Consider the following 16,807-nt stretch of genomic DNA (forward strand, 5'->3'; position numbering starts at 1 on the left):
TTGCTTTAGTGTTAAAAATCTATATCTGCACTAATTAAACGGTGTGATTCACCCGCTTCATCTCTTACAATTAGATAGCCATCGTAATCTAAATCAATTGCTTGACCTTTAAACTGTTTGTCATTTTCTGTAAATTGCAATGTTCTATCCCAAATGTTTGAAGCTGCAATATATTCATTTCGAATTTCAGAAAACGGTAACGTTAAAAATTGATTATATCTCTTTTCAATTTCCTGAAGTAATTTCTCTAAAAATTGATATCTATCTAATTTATGTTCACCATGTAATTGTATACTTGTTGCTCTATGTCTAATACTTTCATCAAAATCTTCTATTTGCTGAGATAAATTAATCCCAATACCACATATAATTGCTTCAATACCATCATTGTTTGCTACCATTTCAGTCAAGAAACCACAAACTTTTCCATCACCAATATATATATCATTAGGCCATTTCACTTTAACTTCATCTTTACTAAAATACTGAATGGCATCACGTATACCTAATGCAATAAATAAATTAAATTTAGATATCATTGAAAAAGCAACATTGGGTCTTAAAACAACTGACATCCATAGTCCTTGGCCTTTTGTAGAACTCCAATATCGATTGAATCGGCCACGGCCTTTAGTCTGTTCGTCACTTAATATAAAAAATGATGATTGATTGCCGACAAGAGACTTTTTCGCAGCAAGTTGTGTTGAATCAATTGAATCATATACCTCACTAAAATTAAATAGGGATGAGTTTTGTGTGTATTGATCAATAATACCTTGATACCACGCATCTGGTAATTGTTGTAATAAATGACCCTTATGGTTTACTGAATCAATTTTACATCCTTCTAATTTCAATTGATCAATTACCTTTTTAACCGCAGTTCTTGAAATATTAAGTGATTCAGCAATAGTTTGACCAGATATGTAATTAGGTTTACTTTTATATAATAATTGAAGTACATCTTGACTATATTTTGACATGATTATCCACCCATTTCAAAATTTCAGTTTCTTTGTTGTTTACTTTATCTGTTACAATTGCGATTTCTATTTGCCTTAACACATCTTTTAACCATGGACCACTTTTTTTATTTAAGTGCGACATTATCACGCCACCATTTACATTCATTTCTTTCCTATTATTCATAGGTAATTGATGGTTAATTTCATTAATTGTTTGATGGTTAACAATTAAAGGTTGAAATCCTTGAATATCATTTTCCATTAAAACTTCCGACGCGCTTAATACATTTTCAATTAACGTTATATCATAATCATATACAAACATTTTAAGTTGTTCTTTCGTTACAATATTTGGTAATGTCATTATGATTTGTTTATATTGCTGAATTTCTCTTATTTGGCGATTGCTAAGTTTTAAAGGCTTAACAGACGTGTGTTTATCGAACTTCACTGAAACAATAGCGATGAATAACTCTAAAGCAATTGGTTCATTGATATTAATTTTATTCATTTCTAAATGTTCAAAATAAGGCATATAGTTAAAGGCATTTAATCTTTTCAAATGTTTAAAGCTTTGTGCAACATTTATTCCTCGTATTAATTTTGTAAGTTCAATTACAATACGTTCAATTGATAAAAACTTAATATCTGCCATTTGTAATCGCATAGCTTCAAAAGTATCATTCGCAATTTCAAATGACAGTTGTGATTGAAACCTTAAACAACGAATCATACGCAATGCATCTTCTTGGAATCGCTCTTCAGGCAAACCAACTGTTCGAATGATACGATTATTGATATCTTGTTGCCCACCAAAGTAATCATATAACTGATACTCGGTATCCATCGCTATTGCATTCATTGTAAAATCTCGGCGTTGCAAGTCTTCATATAAATCTCGAACAAATGTAACACCACTCGGTCTACGATGATCAAGATAATCATCTTCAGCTCTAAATGTTGTCACTTCATAATTTTCATGATTATATACGACATTAATTGTTCCGTGCTCTTTCCCCACTGGTATCGTATGACTGAATATCGATTCTATCTCATCGGGCGTCGCGCTCGTCGTGATATCTATGTCATGAATGTCTCTTCTCATAACATAATCTCTCACTGAACCACCTACATAATATGCTTCAAAGCCATTTTTTTGAATGTGCTCTAATATAGGTTTTGCTTGTTCAAATAGTGATTTATCCATTTTATTACTCGCCTTCATTTTTACTTTTATCATTGAGCATCTTTTTATAATAATACTCATATTGGTCTGTAATGAGTTCTGAACCAAAACGTTCAGCAATATCTTCAAGCATATTTTTTTGAAGTTTATTGTATAATGCTTTATCTTGAAGTAATTGAATAGCATATTCACTTGCAGCATCACTGTCGCCTACATCAACGACAAAACCAGTTTCACCATGTTTAATGACTTCCTTGATACCACCTGCATTTGAACCGATTGGTACTACTCCCGTCTTCATTGCTTCAAGTAATGTTAGACCAAAACTTTCCTTTTCACTTAACAGTAATACTAAATCAGATAATTGATAAAATTCACTTACACAATCTTGTTTTCCTAAAAATAAAACATCATCTTCTACATTTAATTCTTTTGTCTTTTGACGCATAGGCACTAATTCAGGGCCATCACCTAATAAAATCAACTTACTAGGTATCTTTGCACGAACTTTAGCAAAAGTTTCTATAATAGTGTCAATTCGTTTTACTTGTCTAAAATTTGAAACATGGATTAACACTTTTTCATCTGGTGAAATACCGAATTGTGACTTTAATGCTTCATTATGTTTAGTTGGAAACTCATTTTCACGTACAAAATTATAAATCGGTATGATTTCTTTATTTGTTTCTATAATATCATGTGTTTCTTCTGCTAAAGATTTACTTACGCTAGTCACGACATCACTTTTTTCTATGCCGAATTTAATAGCACCTTGTAGTGAATGATCATACCCTAATACTGTGATATCAGTCCCGTGCAACGTAGTCATGATTTTAATATCTTTTCCTGACATCTCACGTGCTAAAATACCACATATGGCATGCGGAACAGCATAATGCATATGTAATAGATCAAGGTCATATTCTTTTATGACTTCAGCTATTTTAGTACTCAGTGTTATATCATATGGTGGATATTGAAATACTGCATATTGATTCACTTCAACTTGATGGAAAATCATATTTGGTAATGGTTTTCTTATTCTAAATGGAATATTTGAAGTTATAAAATGTACTTCATGTCCTCGCTCTGCTAATTTAATACCTAATTCTGTGGCAATAATACCTGAGCCACCCATGGACGGGTAACATGTTATTCCTATCTTCATTTGCTTGCCCATCCTTTCTATTTCTATATTATTAATCATCGTGTTATTTTGATATTTATCTTCAAATACATAATTTATAGACCCTTTAGTTTATATTTCATGATGCATCAAAACAAATACTTAACTATAATTTTTAGGAAACTAAAGCGTCACGCTTTCTACAATGCTACATAGAATGCCTCTAATTTTTCATAAAGCCACAAATGCATCAATGTCTATTTACGTTCAAAACGATTTTTATCTCGTGTGTTAAACTTTTCCATCGTTTCATTGAAACTTTCTGTCATATCAATTCCCATTGAGTTTGCAAGGCATAACAACACAAATAAATTATCACCTAACTCTGCTTTAATTGAATTTTCAGCCTCTGTTTCTTTTTTCTTCTTTTCTCCGTAAGTATGGTTTATTTCTCGTGCAAGTTCTCCTACTTCTTCAGTTAATCTAGCTAAATTAGCTAATGGTGAAAAGTATCCTGCTTTAAATTGTCCAATATATTCATCAACTTCATGTTGCATATCTGACATAGATTTCATTTATACGATCTCCTTATATTGCGTTTCTAATATAGTATATATCAATTTGATGTCACATGCATGTTTAGTGCAAACTGCTCAAATCATATTAAATTGAAATCACGAATTCTCAGGTGGATTAACATTTTGCATTATGATTTGATTAAATCCTTCACATTATAAAATGAATAATTATGAGGCTGAGACGGCCCCTAAGAAGTGACCCGTCATCAAAAATTCTATTTATAGAATTTTACAATAATGTGCCAGACAGGTATAGCGAAGCCATTCAATACGAAGTAATGTAAAAAAGAGAACAGCAGTAAAATATTTTCTGATTGAAAATTATCTTACTGCTGCTTTTTAGGAATTTATGTCCCTGCCTTTTCACATCATAAAATGAATAATTATTTTGAAATAAAAATTGTAAATTCAACGTATTAAAACACCTATAAAATAAATCAAAACAGCATGTTTATATAACATATAACGTCATCGCTACTTTAATATTAAATTATATATAGTCAACAAATATCGATGAACAATAATAACCTTGTGTTAGTTCATTAACTTTCTTTTAAACCAATTCCAATTTTAAAACCTTTCCCATAATACGACATAATACGCTCTTTACACTAACTTATATTTAATTATCACCACTAACAAAAGAACATAAAAAAACTAGCAACCACACAAAATGTGATTAGCTAGTTAATAAGTGTCTAATTTAAGTTAATTGTTAATCTATAAGATTATTCACTTGAACGCGCAAGTAAAATGATACGTACAAGCTCTGCTACAGCGACAGCAGTTGCTGCAACATAAGTCATTGCTGCTGCAGATAATACTTTACGCGCATGTTTGTATTCTTTTTCATTTACAATATTCAATGCCGTAATTTGTTTCATCGCTCTTGAACTCGCATCAAACTCAACCGGTAATGTTACGATTGAGAATAATACTGCTAATGACATTAAACCAGCACCAATCCATAAAGCAGTTGAACCAAATGCACTACCTAAAGCTGTTAAAACGATACCTAACATGATAATGATATAGCTTAATGAACTTCCTAGGTTTGCAACAGGAACTAAAGTTGCTCTGAATCTTAAGAACCAATATCCTTGGTGATCTTGAATGGCATGACCAACTTCATGGGCTGCAATCGCAGTACCAGCAACTGATGGTCTGTCATAGTTTGCAGGAGATAGTGAAACAACTTTCTTTTTAGGATCGTAATGATCTGTTAAGAATCCTTCACCTTTAACAACATCAACGTCATAAATACCATTTGCGTGTAAGATTTCTAATGCAACTTCACGACCCGTTTTACCACTTGTAGATCTAACTTGTGAATATTTTTCATAGTTAGATTTAACTTTGTGTTGTGCCCATAATGGTAATACCATTAGTATTACGAAATAAATTATCATAGTAAAAATTGAAGACAATAAACTCACTCTCCTTTATAAATATTTTACTGTCATTTGCGATTTTTATCAAATCATTTACACTTTAATAATTTGTTTAATTCAACATAAAGCAAAAGTCCAAAAACACTTAGACAACATGATAATACACCAATTTGCCACACATGTGTAGCTATAAAATCATAATATGGAAATTGCAAATGTATATAATCAATATAATCGTTTAGAAATCCCCATATCATTGCTACACTTAAACTCATTACTGACCGTTTAAACCTCGGATAAAAATATATTGCCTGAAGCGCCATGATACTATGCGTTAAAATTAACATAAGTCCATTAATCGTTATATCACCTTGTTCAATTATAAATATGATATTCATAACGACTGCCCATATACCATATTTAATTAATGTAACGAATGCTAATGCATCAACTATACTACTTTGCCGTCTCATTAGCATTAACATAATTGAAATAACAAGAAAAAGTGTTGCCGTCGGGCTATCTGGAACAAAAAATTTATATTGCCATAAAGTATGATTTAACTGATCTTGATACCAAACATAGCCGTACACCACACCTATAAAATTACATATTAACAAAAAAATCAACCACGGCCTTTGATAAAGTGTATATTGCCAAAATGCTTTTATTGTCATTAGTTATAACCCTCAAATTTCTGTGGTGCATTTTCTGCTAGCTTTAACGTATTTAGAATTTGCGTTAATTGATAAAATCTCTTTCTTTCATTCATTTGTAAACTCAAATCAATGTTATGAAGTAGATAGTCTATCAACAGTGCATGTTTACGTCTATCTAGTGTTACACTTTTTAAATCATGGAGATAAGTTTGAAAAGAAGGAGATTCTGTTAATTGTGCAACAATTAAATCATCTAATTTTTGCTCTCGCTTTACCCTATTTGCAAAATGAATTTGGATATCAAAAGCGACATCATTATTTGCGATATAATCAAATATTTCATTTGTATTCATTAACTTAAGATTATGTTTCGTAAATTGAATTGCAGAAGCGTTACTATCCACTTCTGCAATTTCCAATGTTTGATGATTTTTAATTTTAGTATCAACAAAATGTATATTTTCTAACTTATGATGATTTACTTTGATATAGTTAAGAACCCAAACAGCAATACGCGATTTAAATCGATATTGAAATAGTAAATAATCAATAAAACTTTCTTTTACTTGAGTGAGTGTTTCAGACATCAAATTCCCCTTTAAGATTGCAATCTCTGTAGTTCGTCATGCCAATTTTCATTAGTTGGTTCTAGTTCTAACAATTGTTTCAAAACGGCAATTGCTTCATCTTTTTGGCCAATTTCAGTTAGATAGAAATAATAATCACTCATAAAGTCAATATTCGTCTTCATAGTTGGATATGCCAGTTCAAAGAAGTGTTGTGCTTCTTTATCTCTTTCTTCTTGACCAAATGCATATGCTAAATGCCACATAAATGTAGGATCTAAATCTTCTTCATCTACATATGTTAATAATTCGATAATTGCTTCATAATCTTCTTCATTTCGATATAAGTCACTTAAAACTAATAGTGGTTCTTGATATGCATTATCAACCTCTAAAGCTTGTTTTAATAATTGTACACCTTCATTTGCATCACCATGTTCAATTTCAAGACTACCAGTTGTATACATTAATTCTTTGTAGAATTGACTTAAACGCAAACCTTCTTTACCAGTTTCAATGGCATCAGGATAGTTTTTTTCATTTTCATATAAAGATTGTAAATATAAGTATCCTTGAATATAGTCAGGGTCTTTCGAAAGTAATGTTGTCATAATTTTAATAGCTTCTTGCGTAATATCATTTTTATCATAAGCAATAGCTTTTTTGAAATAATCTTCAGACGTCATTTCTTCTTCATTAATTTCATCGTATAAACGAATTGCATCACTATAGTTACCACTTTGCAAACTACAGTCAGCCATTCGTGAAAATAGGTTCACTCCATTAACTTGATATTCACCAGTTTCTAATACCGTTTCGTATTCAGAAGTGGCACGTAAGTATTGACCATCGTAATATAACATTTCCGCCAATGCAAAATGAATAATTGGATCATTAGGCTCTAATTCAAGCGCCTCTTGTAGTTTATCTATCGCTACTTCCATCATATTTATTTGTTGGTATAGATCTGCTTCTAACATTAACTTTTCAGGCGATGGTTCTACATAACTTAAATATTCTAATGCTTCATCTGTTTGATTTTCAGACATTAGTCCTTCAATAAAATAGATTAGCAGTTCACTTTCATCTGGATATTTATGATATAACACTCGGAATACTTCTAAGCCTTGAGGCATTAATCCGAAATTATAAAGAGTTTCTCCTAGAATAAATAATGCATCATCGTTGTCAGTTGTTATTGCTTCATTAACACGAGAGTCTAAATTTTCTAGTTTTTGTAGATTGATATCGTCTATTAATTTATAGATATCTTCCATTTTATATTATCCCTCATTTTCTAAAAGCTTTAATTTTGGTAAAAATCCTGGAAATGATACATTTACAGCATCAAATTGTTTAATTTTAATTGGTTCACTTGAAAGTAATGATGCAACAGCAAGCATCATACCTATACGATGGTCTGTCAAACTATCTACTGTCGCATTCATTTTGAGCTCAGATGGATGAATAATCAAGCCATCATTTGTTGGTTGCAAGTTAAAACCTAATAAATTCAACATATCTGCCGTTGTATCAATTCTATTTGTTTCTTTCACTTTTAATTCCTCGGCATCTTTAATCATACTTGTTCCAACTGCTTGTGTACAAAGTAATGCAACTACAGGTAATTCATCAATTGCTTTTGGTACTAATTCACCTTCAATTGTAATCGGTTGAAGCGTCGGTGTATATTGTACACGAATAGATGCAGTAGGTTCTGCACCAGTTGTTTCATTAAATAATTGAATATTGGCACCCATTTTTTCAACAATATCAATAATACCCGAACGAGTAGGATTAATCCCAACGTTATGAATTGTCACATCACTACCTGGTGTGATGAGTGCAGCTACAATAAAGAATGCTGCTGATGAAATATCACCAGGAACATGAAAATCTGCTGGTTTAATAAATTGAATGGCGTCAGATGAAGTTGTTATTGTTAATCCATCAGTTTCAATAGGAATATTAAAATGTTTAAACATTGTTTCAGTATGATTTCGACTAATATCTAACTCCTTTATTACTGTTGTTTCATTTGAAAATAAACTTGCAAATAAAATGGCACTTTTTACTTGTGCACTAGCAACTTCCATTTGATAATTTATACCTTTTATGACAGATGGCTTAATAATTAATGGTGTATAATTATCTTCAATACCTTCAATATTCGCATTCATAAGCTTCAATGGTCTTAAGACACGATCCATTGGCCTTTTACCAATTGAAACATCTCCAGACAAAACACTTTCAATACCTAAACCACATAATAAACCAGCCAATAATCGTGTCGTTGTGCCAGAATTCCCAGTATATAACACTTGATGAGGTGTTTTAAATGCTTTATATCCAGGTGAATTCACAATCAATTTATCTTCCTCTTCTTTAATATCTACACCTAAAAGTCGGAATATATCCATTGTACGACGACAATCTTCACCGAGTAATGGTTTATAAATATTGGAAGTTCCTTCAGCTAGAGATGCTAGCATGATTGCTCGATGTGTCATTGACTTATCTCCAGGTACTTCAATTTCACCTTTAAGTGGCCCTGAAATATCGATAATTTGTTCACTTACCATTTACTTCACCTACTTAAAATATGTTTTTAGTTGTTCACACGCATGTTGCAGTGTTGTTTGATCAATGTGTTGTACTACAATGTCTCCAAATTGTTTAATCAACACCATTTGTACACCTTGCTTATCATTCTTTTTATCACTTAGCATGTATTGGTATAACGTTTCAAAATTCAAGTCAGTTATCATGTCTAAAGGATAACCTAGTTTCATTAAATAATTAATATAATGTTGGATATCATGATTAGAGTTGAACAATATGTTTGCAACGATAAACTGATATATTATACCTATCATTACGGCATGACCGTGTGCTATTTTGTAGTTGTACTCCACGGCATGACCAAATGTATGACCTAAATTTAAATACTTTCGAACACCTTGTTCTTTTTCATCAGCAACAACAATATCTAATTTTGTTTCAATGCCTTTAGTAATATATTTATCAATTCCACTTAATGATTGTAATGACGCGCGATTTTTAAAATGTTGCTCGATATCTTGCGTCGCTGATTCACCATTTAATAACGCATGCTTATAAACTTCCGCATAGCCACTTAATATTTCATCAAATGGCAGAGTATTTAAAAAGTCCAAGTCATAAATAACAACATCTGGACGATAAAATGCGCCGATTAAATTTTTACCTTGCTTCGAGTTAATACCAACTTTTCCACCAACGCTAGAATCATGTGCTAGTATCGTCGTTGGCACTTGAATGAAGTGAACGCCTCGCAAAAGTGTTGCTGCAATGAATCCAGCAAAATCACCAGTTGCACCACCACCAACAGCAATAATTGCTGTATTACGCGTCACATGATGAGATAAAATATATTCCAACGTTTCTTGATATTGGTTAAACGTTTTTGTCTTTTCACCTGCTGGAATAATGACTTTATGTACATTTTCAAATGATAAAACATCATTAAATTTATTAGCAAAATATTGATTTACATGCTCATCAATTAATATAAAACTTTGATCAAACTGATTAATGTACGTGTTAATATGTTCAATTGCACCATGTTCAACAAATATTGGATAATTGTTTGAAGGATACGTTGTTTGTAATTTCATAATCACACCTCAATTGTTCTCGTTGTTAAAACTCAATATTTAATTGTCTGCGGTCAGCAATTTGTTGTTGAAGTTGTTCAATATGGTTTGATTGGAACTCTTCTAGCAATGCTTTCGCAATTTCAAATGCAACAACGTGTTCGCACACTATACTTGCTGCAGGTACAGCACAACTATCAGAACGTTCTATAGTTGCTTTAAAGTCTTCTTTAGTATTTATATCAACTGAATTTAATGGTTTATATAACGTAGGAATAGGTTTCATTACACCATTTACAATAATTGGCATACCATTTGACATACCACCCTCTAAACCACCTAAATGATTAGATCCACGATAATAGCCAATTTCACTATTATATAGAATTTCATCTTGAATCTCACTACCTGGCTTTTCAGCTGCTTTAAATCCTTCACCAAAACTTACACCTTTAAAAGCATTAATGCTGACAACACCTTGTGCAATTTTACCGTCTAGCTTACGATCATAATGAACATAACTTCCAACACCGACGGGCATATTTTCAACTACAACTTGAACGACACCACCGATTGAATCACCATCGTTTTTCGCTTCATCAATTTTATCGCGCATTGCTTGAGCGATGCCATCATCAATTACACGCACGTCATTACAATCAAGATTTGCTTTAAATGTCTCTGAATCATAAAAATCTTTATCTTTAATGCCACCTATCTCAACTACGCGACTATATATTTCGATATCTAATTGTTCTAATAAAACCTTGCATAGTGCACCGACAGCTACACGTGCTGCTGTTTCTCTAGCAGATGAACGTTCTAAAACATTTCGTAAGTCACGATGATTATATTTCATACCGCCAACTAAATCTGCATGTCCCGGTCTTGGCTTCGTAATTGTACGTTTCATATTTTCTCGTTCTTCTTCACTTATTGGCTCAGTTCCCATAATTTTTCTCCAATGAGTAAAGTCATCATTTGTTACAACCATAGTAATTGGGCTACCTAATGTATAGCCATTTCGAACGCCAGATACTATTTCTACTGTATCCTTCTCAATTTGCATACGTCGACCTCGACCATAACCACCTTGACGCTTAAACATTTCTTTATTAATATCTTCAACTTTAATTTCTAAATTTGCCGGTATACCTTCGACAATAACTGTTAATTGAGGTCCATGTGATTCTCCTGAAGTTAGATATCTCATACACACTCGCTCCTTTCATACTTCCGCGATAACATTATAATATGTTGTTAATCTTATCATATTCATTGTGAATTCATAAATGTTTGTTTTCAAGCTTAATTAAGAAAATTTATGACACCTCGTTTTAAATGTCAGAATTATCTTAATATTAAACGAACTAAAATTAATTATAATATATTCGTCTGTAGAAAAGTATTATGAATTTCTAATACAGTTGCATCATATAATCATTAATTAAAAATAATTAGCCGTTTTAATATAATCGTATCGCAACTTTAGCAAATAATATACTGACTACATTTCTTAATACAAAAGAACGAACTGTTAATTATTAATAAAGTTAATCAGTCCGTTTAAAAAAATTATGATATTTAAATTTACATATGCTAAGCGCTTTTGTTATACTTCGATTTCAAAAATATAATCAACTCTTTTACTAATACATAAAAAATATAAATAAGAGTCAGAATAAAAATAATTTTTGTTAAAGGATTAAGTGGTTTATCTAAAAATATAGCACCATATAGTAATTCCATTAATTTTAAGAATATTAAAATCCCCAAAATAATCGAAATAATATTCTTCATTTTAACACCCCCTTCTTTCTATTTAGTTTCATTTGATAAAGAATATTCCCCTCTTTTTAATAAGTGTTACCAAAAAGACTATATAATTTTTCAAGTAATTTACTACAACATAAAAAACGGGTCTTGTTATGTATAATCATAATGACTAACCACATAACAAAACCCTTTCTACCTTTATAATTAAATCGTAAAGGTTTACAGTTTATATTTTATTCATATAACCAAGCATCACGTGGTGAAGCATAGCTAGTAATTTCATTTTCATTAAACCATAAATTAATTTCACGTTCAGCAGACTCTAATGAATCTGAACCGTGAATGATATTTCTACCAACAGTTAAACCTAAATCACCTCTTATTGATCCTGGAGAAGCTTCTGATGGATTTGTGCTGCCAATAATATGTCTTGATACATTAACTGCATCTTCACCTTCAACTACCATTGCGAACACTGGTGCTGATGTAATAAATGAAATTAAATCATTATAAAATGGTTTGCCTTGGTGTTCGCCATAATGTGTTTCAGCAAGTTCCATTGGTACTTGCATTAATTTACCGCCAACAAGTTTAAGTCCTTTTCGTTCAATTCTTGAAATTACTTCACCAATTAGGTTTCTTTGTACTGCATCTGGTTTAATCATTAAAAATGTACGTTCCACTTTATGTATCCCCCCTGTGTTTAATAGGTTTATGTATATTACTATTATATATTAACAGGTTGGTAAAGCGCTTTCAATACTTTTCATAAATACTAAGTGTTTCTTGAACCCATTTTTTTCGTTAAACTTTGTAAAAGTGATTTAGGGTGGCCATCTGGCAGTTCATCAATTAATTTTAAAGCTTTATTCAAATACTTTGTACTAACTGCTTTAGATTCATTAATACTGTCAGACTTTCTAATAATTTGAATACATTCTTCAAATTCTTTACGATCGCTGTCACGACGTAATTGTTCAATTTTTAATTTGAATTCTGGATTTTTTCTCATTTCCAATAAAATAGGCAAAGTAATATGACCATTCAACAAGTCACTACCTACAGGTTTTCCTAATTTCTTTTCAGAACTAGTAAAATCTAAAACATCATCGATGATTTGGAAGCTCATACCAATATAATGCCCTATCATTTTCAATTTTCGTATTGTTTCTTTATCTGAGCGCGATGTAATTGCACCAACTTCTGTCGACAACTGAATTAACAGTGCAGTTTTACGATTAATACGTCTTAAATAATTGATAATTGTTTGCTGACTATTAAATTGATCTTGAAATTGGAATAATTCCCCACGACAAACATCTACAATTGATTCAGAAATCAACTTATGCACTCTATTGTCTTCTACTGCCATTAAGTGCTCTAGTCCTAATGCTAGTAAAAAGTTTCCAGTTAAAATAGCTGTTGTCTGATCCCATTTCTTTGATATGGTTAACTTACCACGGCGTTTATCACTTTTATCGATAACGTCATCATGAACAAGTGTTGCCATATGAATTAACTCTAATGCGACTGCAACTTGATAAGTTTGTTCAGACGTTTGTTCATCTTCACCAAATTGACTACTAAGAATCACAAATGCAGGTCGTACACGTTTACCACCAGAAGACAATAAATGTAAAGAAGCTTGTTCTAGAACAGAATCTTTGCTTTTAATTGCCTTTTCAAGTCGTTGTTCCACTTTTTTAATTTCATTGTTCATGTTTAACTTTGCCACGTTAATCACCTTTGGAATTATCTTTTTCTTTATAGCCAAGGTGCATTGCAGCAACGCCACCTGTAAAGCTACGTACTCTTACATTTATGAACCCAGCTTCTTCGAACATTCGCTTTAATTCGTCTTTGCCTGGAAAATTAAAAGTAGATTGCTGTAACCATTCATATTCTTCTTTTGACTTTGCAAAAAACTTCCCAAATATCGGCATAACAAATTTAAAGTATAGTGCATATACTTGTTTAAATACCGGCAAAGTTGGTTGGCTCGTTTCGAGGCACACTACCATACCACCTGGTTTAAGTACTCTATTCATTTCTTTTAATGCTCCTAAATAATCTGGTACATTTCTCAAACCAAACCCGATTGTTACATAATCGAATGAATTATCTTCAAATGGTAAGTCCATCGCATCGCCATGAACAAGCTTAACATTTTCCATTGAAGCAGTTTTCTCTTTTCCTACTTCTAGCATATTTTCACTAAAATCAATACCTGTTACTTCGCCAGTTGGTCCAACTGCTTTACTTAGGGCTATCGTCCAATCTGCTGTACCACAGCATACATCTAAGGCTTTTGTACCTTTTCTTACGCCCATATCTTTCATGACACGTTTTCGCCATACTTTATGCTGTTCAAAACTAATAATATTGTTTAATCTATCATATTTTTTTGATATATTTTGGAATACTCGATGTACTTGTTCTTTATTTGCTTTATTGTCAGCCATGCTTAATTACCTCTACTTTTTAAATAACTTTTTTGGATATCGTGTAAGTAACGCTTTACTTCACTTTGATTATATTTCTTGAAGTATGATGGATAGTAATCAGACATATCTTCAAATAAATAATTATATATTTTTGACTCATCAACTGTCGTACCAAAATGAGAAATTGTAATATACGGAAAAAGTGTTTCAATCCTTACTATTGCTTGTGATATTTCATAATCACTTAAAACTTGATGATGTAAAGATGATTTTAATTCGTTGATTTCAACAATTGCTTTACTTATTTCATTTTGAAATGATAAATCATTGATTGCTGCAAGTAATGTATAAAAATGTGCACTAATTAAATCACCAATCAAAATTGAATGCTTAGATAAATGATTATATGTAATGTCATCTAGGTGTCTCATTGATGTGTCAATTGTGAGGCATGCTACTTTGGCAACATCAGGAATATCATATGAATCTAATAATGCACCTAATCTATGATTAATATTTATAGGTTCATACTCGGATACGCCCTTTAATCTTTCTTTTATTTGTCTTTCCAATTTGCTTACAGTTGTTTCCATGTCTACACCTCACGATATTATCACTATTCATATTAACATTATATGTAAGAAATTAAAATCTTTTGAAGCATTAAGATTACTTATCATTTTTAAATTTCAGTTTAAACTAACAGTAATTTATGTAGCTTTTGTAATTCTTATAATAACCCTTACTTCATTCAAATTATTCATCATTTTAAATAACGCAAAAAACTATAGTAGACTTAGTTACTTTTTAACTATATTCAACGCTAACAATTAATCTCTTTATTCATATGTATATTTTGTGGTTGCTATTTTTATCACAACTATTATGGCATCTAATATCTTTAATGATTAAATAATGAATGTTCCAAAGATTAAAAACTTAGAAGAACATTACAATTTATGTACAGGTTGTAAGTATTAAAGGCAAAATAAAAAGCCCTTATACAGGGCTTTCTAAGTAAAATTATTTTACAGCATCTTTTAATGCTTTACCAGCTTTGAATGCTGGAACTTTACTTGCTGGGATATCAATTTCTTTACCAGTTTGAGGATTACGACCTTTACGTGCAGCACGTTCACGTACCTCAAAGTTACCGAAACCAATTAATTGTACTTTTTCACCTTTAGCAAGTGAGTTTTGGATTGATTCGAATACAGCATCTACTGCTGAACCAGCTTCTTTTTTAGTTAAATCAGCTTGTTCTGCAACTGCATTGATTAAATCTGTTTTGTTCATTAGACATTCACCTCCTGAGGTTTGATAATGATATGTTTATATCATTATGGTAAAACTTTAACACAAGCATTATATAAATCGCAATCATTTATGTGGCAAAAACGTTGAATTTAAGCCATTTCTGTTCATAATACGTAATAAATAGCTGTATATGTGTAATAATACACAATTTATTCAGATTTTTTATCGCGCTCCATTAAATCTTTAACGCATTCTTTTACAGAAATATTTTCAAATAAAACTCTATATAATGCATTTGTAATTGGCATATCTACATTTTTTTCTTTAGCTAAATAGTAAACTGATTTAGTTGTATAAATACCTTCGACAACCATATTCATTTCAGATAAAGCTTGCTCCATGGATTCACCTTGTCCGAGTTTATACCCTAATGTGAAATTTCGAGAATGCGTTGACGTACATGTAACAATTAAATCACCAATACCGCCCAATCCTAAAAACGTCATTGGATCTGCACCTAATTTTTCACCTAGTCTGCTGATTTCAGCTAAACCACGAGTCATTAATGCAGCTTTCGCATTATCTCCATATCCAATTCCAGCTACAATTCCACTTGCCACTGCAATTATATTTTTTAATGCACCACCAAGTTCAACGCCGATTAAATCATCATTCGTATAAACACGTAAATAATCATTCATAAATAAATCTTGGATTAATTTACTTACATTTTCATCTTTTGACGAAGCGGCTACAGTTGTTGGTTGTTTTACTACAACTTCTTCAGCATGGCTTGGCCCTGATAATACACCAATACCAGCATTATGTTCAGGGGAAATTGAATCTTCAAGCATTTCAGAAACACGTTTAAACGTACCATTTTCAATACCTTTAGCAACATGAATAAATGTCTTCTTAGTTGTTAGCTTTTCATTTATTTCAGAAGCAACTTCACGCATCGCTTTAGTTGGTAATGCCATTAAATATATATCTGCGTATTGAATAGCTTCATTCAAATCTGATGTCGCAACAATACTATCATTTAATTTCGCATATTTTAAATACTTTTTATTCGTGTGACATGAGTTTAACTCATCAACAGCATCTTGATTTTTACCCCACATCATCACGTCATGTCCATTTTCAGCTAGTACATTGGCAAGGGCTGTCCCAAAACTCCCCATACCAAATACGGTAATTTTAGTCATAGTTATCCCCCAATCG

At 31.5% G+C, this 16,807-nt stretch carries 18 protein-coding genes; all 18 read right to left on the bottom strand.

Features of this window, described 5'->3' with window-relative positions:
• Positions 1–11 precede the first annotated feature (11 nt).
• The 18 genes from SAMSHR1132_RS06800 to SAMSHR1132_RS06890 all read right to left on the bottom strand — a co-directional run bounded on the left by SAMSHR1132_RS06800 (position 12) and on the right by SAMSHR1132_RS06890 (position 16,791).
• Positions 12–983 (bottom strand): biotin--[acetyl-CoA-carboxylase] ligase, encoded by a 972-nt coding sequence (locus tag SAMSHR1132_RS06800; protein WP_000049928.1) that lies wholly within the window; start codon positions 981–983, stop codon positions 12–14.
• On the bottom strand, positions 970–2,172 hold the full coding sequence (locus SAMSHR1132_RS06805; RefSeq protein ID WP_014373833.1) for a CCA tRNA nucleotidyltransferase: 1,203 nt from the start codon (positions 2,170–2,172) through the stop codon (positions 970–972). Before SAMSHR1132_RS06805 ends, SAMSHR1132_RS06800 begins: the two co-directional genes overlap by 14 nt.
• A 4-nt stretch (positions 2,173–2,176) precedes the next feature.
• Complete coding sequence (bshA, locus tag SAMSHR1132_RS06810) at positions 2,177–3,319, bottom strand: N-acetyl-alpha-D-glucosaminyl L-malate synthase BshA (RefSeq protein WP_000690034.1); 1,143 nt, start codon at positions 3,317–3,319, stop codon at positions 2,177–2,179.
• Positions 3,320–3,534: 215 nt separating this feature from the next.
• A complete protein-coding gene (locus SAMSHR1132_RS06815) occupies positions 3,535–3,852 on the bottom strand; it encodes a nucleotide pyrophosphohydrolase (RefSeq protein WP_000839917.1) in 318 nt (105 codons plus the stop codon).
• A 731-nt stretch (positions 3,853–4,583) separates the two neighbouring features.
• Positions 4,584–5,264, bottom strand: coding sequence for a zinc metallopeptidase (locus SAMSHR1132_RS06820; protein ID WP_031787061.1), 681 nt, complete (start codon positions 5,262–5,264; stop codon positions 4,584–4,586).
• 71 nt (positions 5,265–5,335) lie between these two features.
• Entirely contained in the window at positions 5,336–5,923 is a 588-nt protein-coding gene (locus SAMSHR1132_RS06825) for a DUF1405 domain-containing protein (RefSeq protein WP_000152732.1), read from the bottom strand.
• Positions 5,923–6,492, bottom strand: coding sequence for a YpiB family protein (locus SAMSHR1132_RS06830; RefSeq protein ID WP_000005250.1), 570 nt, complete (start codon positions 6,490–6,492; stop codon positions 5,923–5,925). Before SAMSHR1132_RS06830 ends, SAMSHR1132_RS06825 begins: the two co-directional genes overlap by 1 nt.
• 11 nt (positions 6,493–6,503) lie before the next feature.
• Entirely contained in the window at positions 6,504–7,748 is a 1,245-nt protein-coding gene (locus SAMSHR1132_RS06835; protein WP_000389529.1) for a tetratricopeptide repeat protein, read from the bottom strand.
• A gap of 6 nt (positions 7,749–7,754) precedes the next feature.
• Positions 7,755–9,053, bottom strand: a complete 1,299-nt coding sequence (gene aroA, locus SAMSHR1132_RS06840; protein WP_000253233.1) for a 3-phosphoshikimate 1-carboxyvinyltransferase — start codon at positions 9,051–9,053, stop codon at positions 7,755–7,757.
• A 9-nt stretch (positions 9,054–9,062) separates the two neighbouring features.
• Positions 9,063–10,127, bottom strand: a complete 1,065-nt coding sequence (aroB, locus tag SAMSHR1132_RS06845) for a 3-dehydroquinate synthase (protein WP_000776321.1) — start codon at positions 10,125–10,127, stop codon at positions 9,063–9,065.
• A gap of 25 nt (positions 10,128–10,152) precedes the next feature.
• Complete coding sequence (gene aroC, locus SAMSHR1132_RS06850; protein ID WP_001269927.1) at positions 10,153–11,319, bottom strand: chorismate synthase; 1,167 nt, start codon at positions 11,317–11,319, stop codon at positions 10,153–10,155.
• A 386-nt stretch (positions 11,320–11,705) separates the two neighbouring features.
• Positions 11,706–11,906, bottom strand: a complete 201-nt coding sequence (locus tag SAMSHR1132_RS06855; RefSeq protein WP_000789518.1) for a hypothetical protein — start codon at positions 11,904–11,906, stop codon at positions 11,706–11,708.
• A gap of 209 nt (positions 11,907–12,115) precedes the next feature.
• Positions 12,116–12,565, bottom strand: a complete 450-nt coding sequence (gene ndk, locus SAMSHR1132_RS06860; protein ID WP_000442480.1) for a nucleoside-diphosphate kinase — start codon at positions 12,563–12,565, stop codon at positions 12,116–12,118.
• A gap of 92 nt (positions 12,566–12,657) precedes the next feature.
• Positions 12,658–13,617 (bottom strand): polyprenyl synthetase family protein, encoded by a 960-nt coding sequence (locus SAMSHR1132_RS06865; RefSeq protein WP_001096467.1) that lies wholly within the window; start codon positions 13,615–13,617, stop codon positions 12,658–12,660.
• 1 nt (position 13,618) lies between these two features.
• A complete protein-coding gene (locus tag SAMSHR1132_RS06870; RefSeq protein WP_000774680.1) occupies positions 13,619–14,344 on the bottom strand; it encodes a demethylmenaquinone methyltransferase in 726 nt (241 codons plus the stop codon).
• 2 nt (positions 14,345–14,346) lie between these two features.
• Positions 14,347–14,919 carry a heptaprenyl diphosphate synthase component 1 gene (locus tag SAMSHR1132_RS06875; RefSeq protein WP_000450563.1) on the bottom strand — a complete coding sequence of 191 codons (573 nt, stop codon included), beginning with the start codon at positions 14,917–14,919 and terminating at the stop codon, positions 14,347–14,349.
• Positions 14,920–15,349: 430 nt separating this feature from the next.
• Entirely contained in the window at positions 15,350–15,622 is a 273-nt protein-coding gene (locus SAMSHR1132_RS06885; RefSeq protein WP_001043863.1) for an HU family DNA-binding protein, read from the bottom strand.
• 170 nt (positions 15,623–15,792) lie between these two features.
• The gene (locus SAMSHR1132_RS06890) at positions 15,793–16,791 is read right to left on the bottom strand and encodes an NAD(P)H-dependent glycerol-3-phosphate dehydrogenase (RefSeq protein WP_000161754.1); all 999 of its coding nucleotides are present in this window, start codon (positions 16,789–16,791) and stop codon (positions 15,793–15,795) included.
• Between the last annotated feature and the right edge of the window lie 16 nt (positions 16,792–16,807).

It is taken from the genome of Staphylococcus argenteus (assembly GCF_000236925.1).
Taxonomy (GTDB): Bacteria; Bacillota; Bacilli; order Staphylococcales; family Staphylococcaceae; genus Staphylococcus; species Staphylococcus argenteus.

Coding starts and splice junctions, on each gene's coding strand:
- SAMSHR1132_RS06835 (WP_000389529.1), bottom strand. CDS start 7,748: ATGGAAGATATCTATAAATTAATAGACGATATCAATCTACAAAAACTA.
- SAMSHR1132_RS06820 (WP_031787061.1), bottom strand. CDS start 5,264: ATGATAATTTATTTCGTAATACTAATGGTATTACCATTATGGGCACAA.
- SAMSHR1132_RS06855 (WP_000789518.1), bottom strand. CDS start 11,906: ATGAAGAATATTATTTCGATTATTTTGGGGATTTTAATATTCTTAAAA.
- bshA (WP_000690034.1), bottom strand. CDS start 3,319: ATGAAGATAGGAATAACATGTTACCCGTCCATGGGTGGCTCAGGTATT.
- aroC (WP_001269927.1), bottom strand. CDS start 11,319: ATGAGATATCTAACTTCAGGAGAATCACATGGACCTCAATTAACAGTT.
- SAMSHR1132_RS06800 (WP_000049928.1), bottom strand. CDS start 983: ATGTCAAAATATAGTCAAGATGTACTTCAATTATTATATAAAAGTAAA.
- aroA (WP_000253233.1), bottom strand. CDS start 9,053: ATGGTAAGTGAACAAATTATCGATATTTCAGGGCCACTTAAAGGTGAA.
- SAMSHR1132_RS06870 (WP_000774680.1), bottom strand. CDS start 14,344: ATGGCTGACAATAAAGCAAATAAAGAACAAGTACATCGAGTATTCCAA.
- SAMSHR1132_RS06825 (WP_000152732.1), bottom strand. CDS start 5,923: ATGACAATAAAAGCATTTTGGCAATATACACTTTATCAAAGGCCGTGG.
- aroB (WP_000776321.1), bottom strand. CDS start 10,127: ATGAAATTACAAACAACGTATCCTTCAAACAATTATCCAATATTTGTT.
- SAMSHR1132_RS06885 (WP_001043863.1), bottom strand. CDS start 15,622: ATGAACAAAACAGATTTAATCAATGCAGTTGCAGAACAAGCTGATTTA.
- SAMSHR1132_RS06890 (WP_000161754.1), bottom strand. CDS start 16,791: ATGACTAAAATTACCGTATTTGGTATGGGGAGTTTTGGGACAGCCCTT.
- SAMSHR1132_RS06815 (WP_000839917.1), bottom strand. CDS start 3,852: ATGAAATCTATGTCAGATATGCAACATGAAGTTGATGAATATATTGGA.
- SAMSHR1132_RS06830 (WP_000005250.1), bottom strand. CDS start 6,492: ATGTCTGAAACACTCACTCAAGTAAAAGAAAGTTTTATTGATTATTTA.
- SAMSHR1132_RS06805 (WP_014373833.1), bottom strand. CDS start 2,172: ATGGATAAATCACTATTTGAACAAGCAAAACCTATATTAGAGCACATT.
- SAMSHR1132_RS06875 (WP_000450563.1), bottom strand. CDS start 14,919: ATGGAAACAACTGTAAGCAAATTGGAAAGACAAATAAAAGAAAGATTA.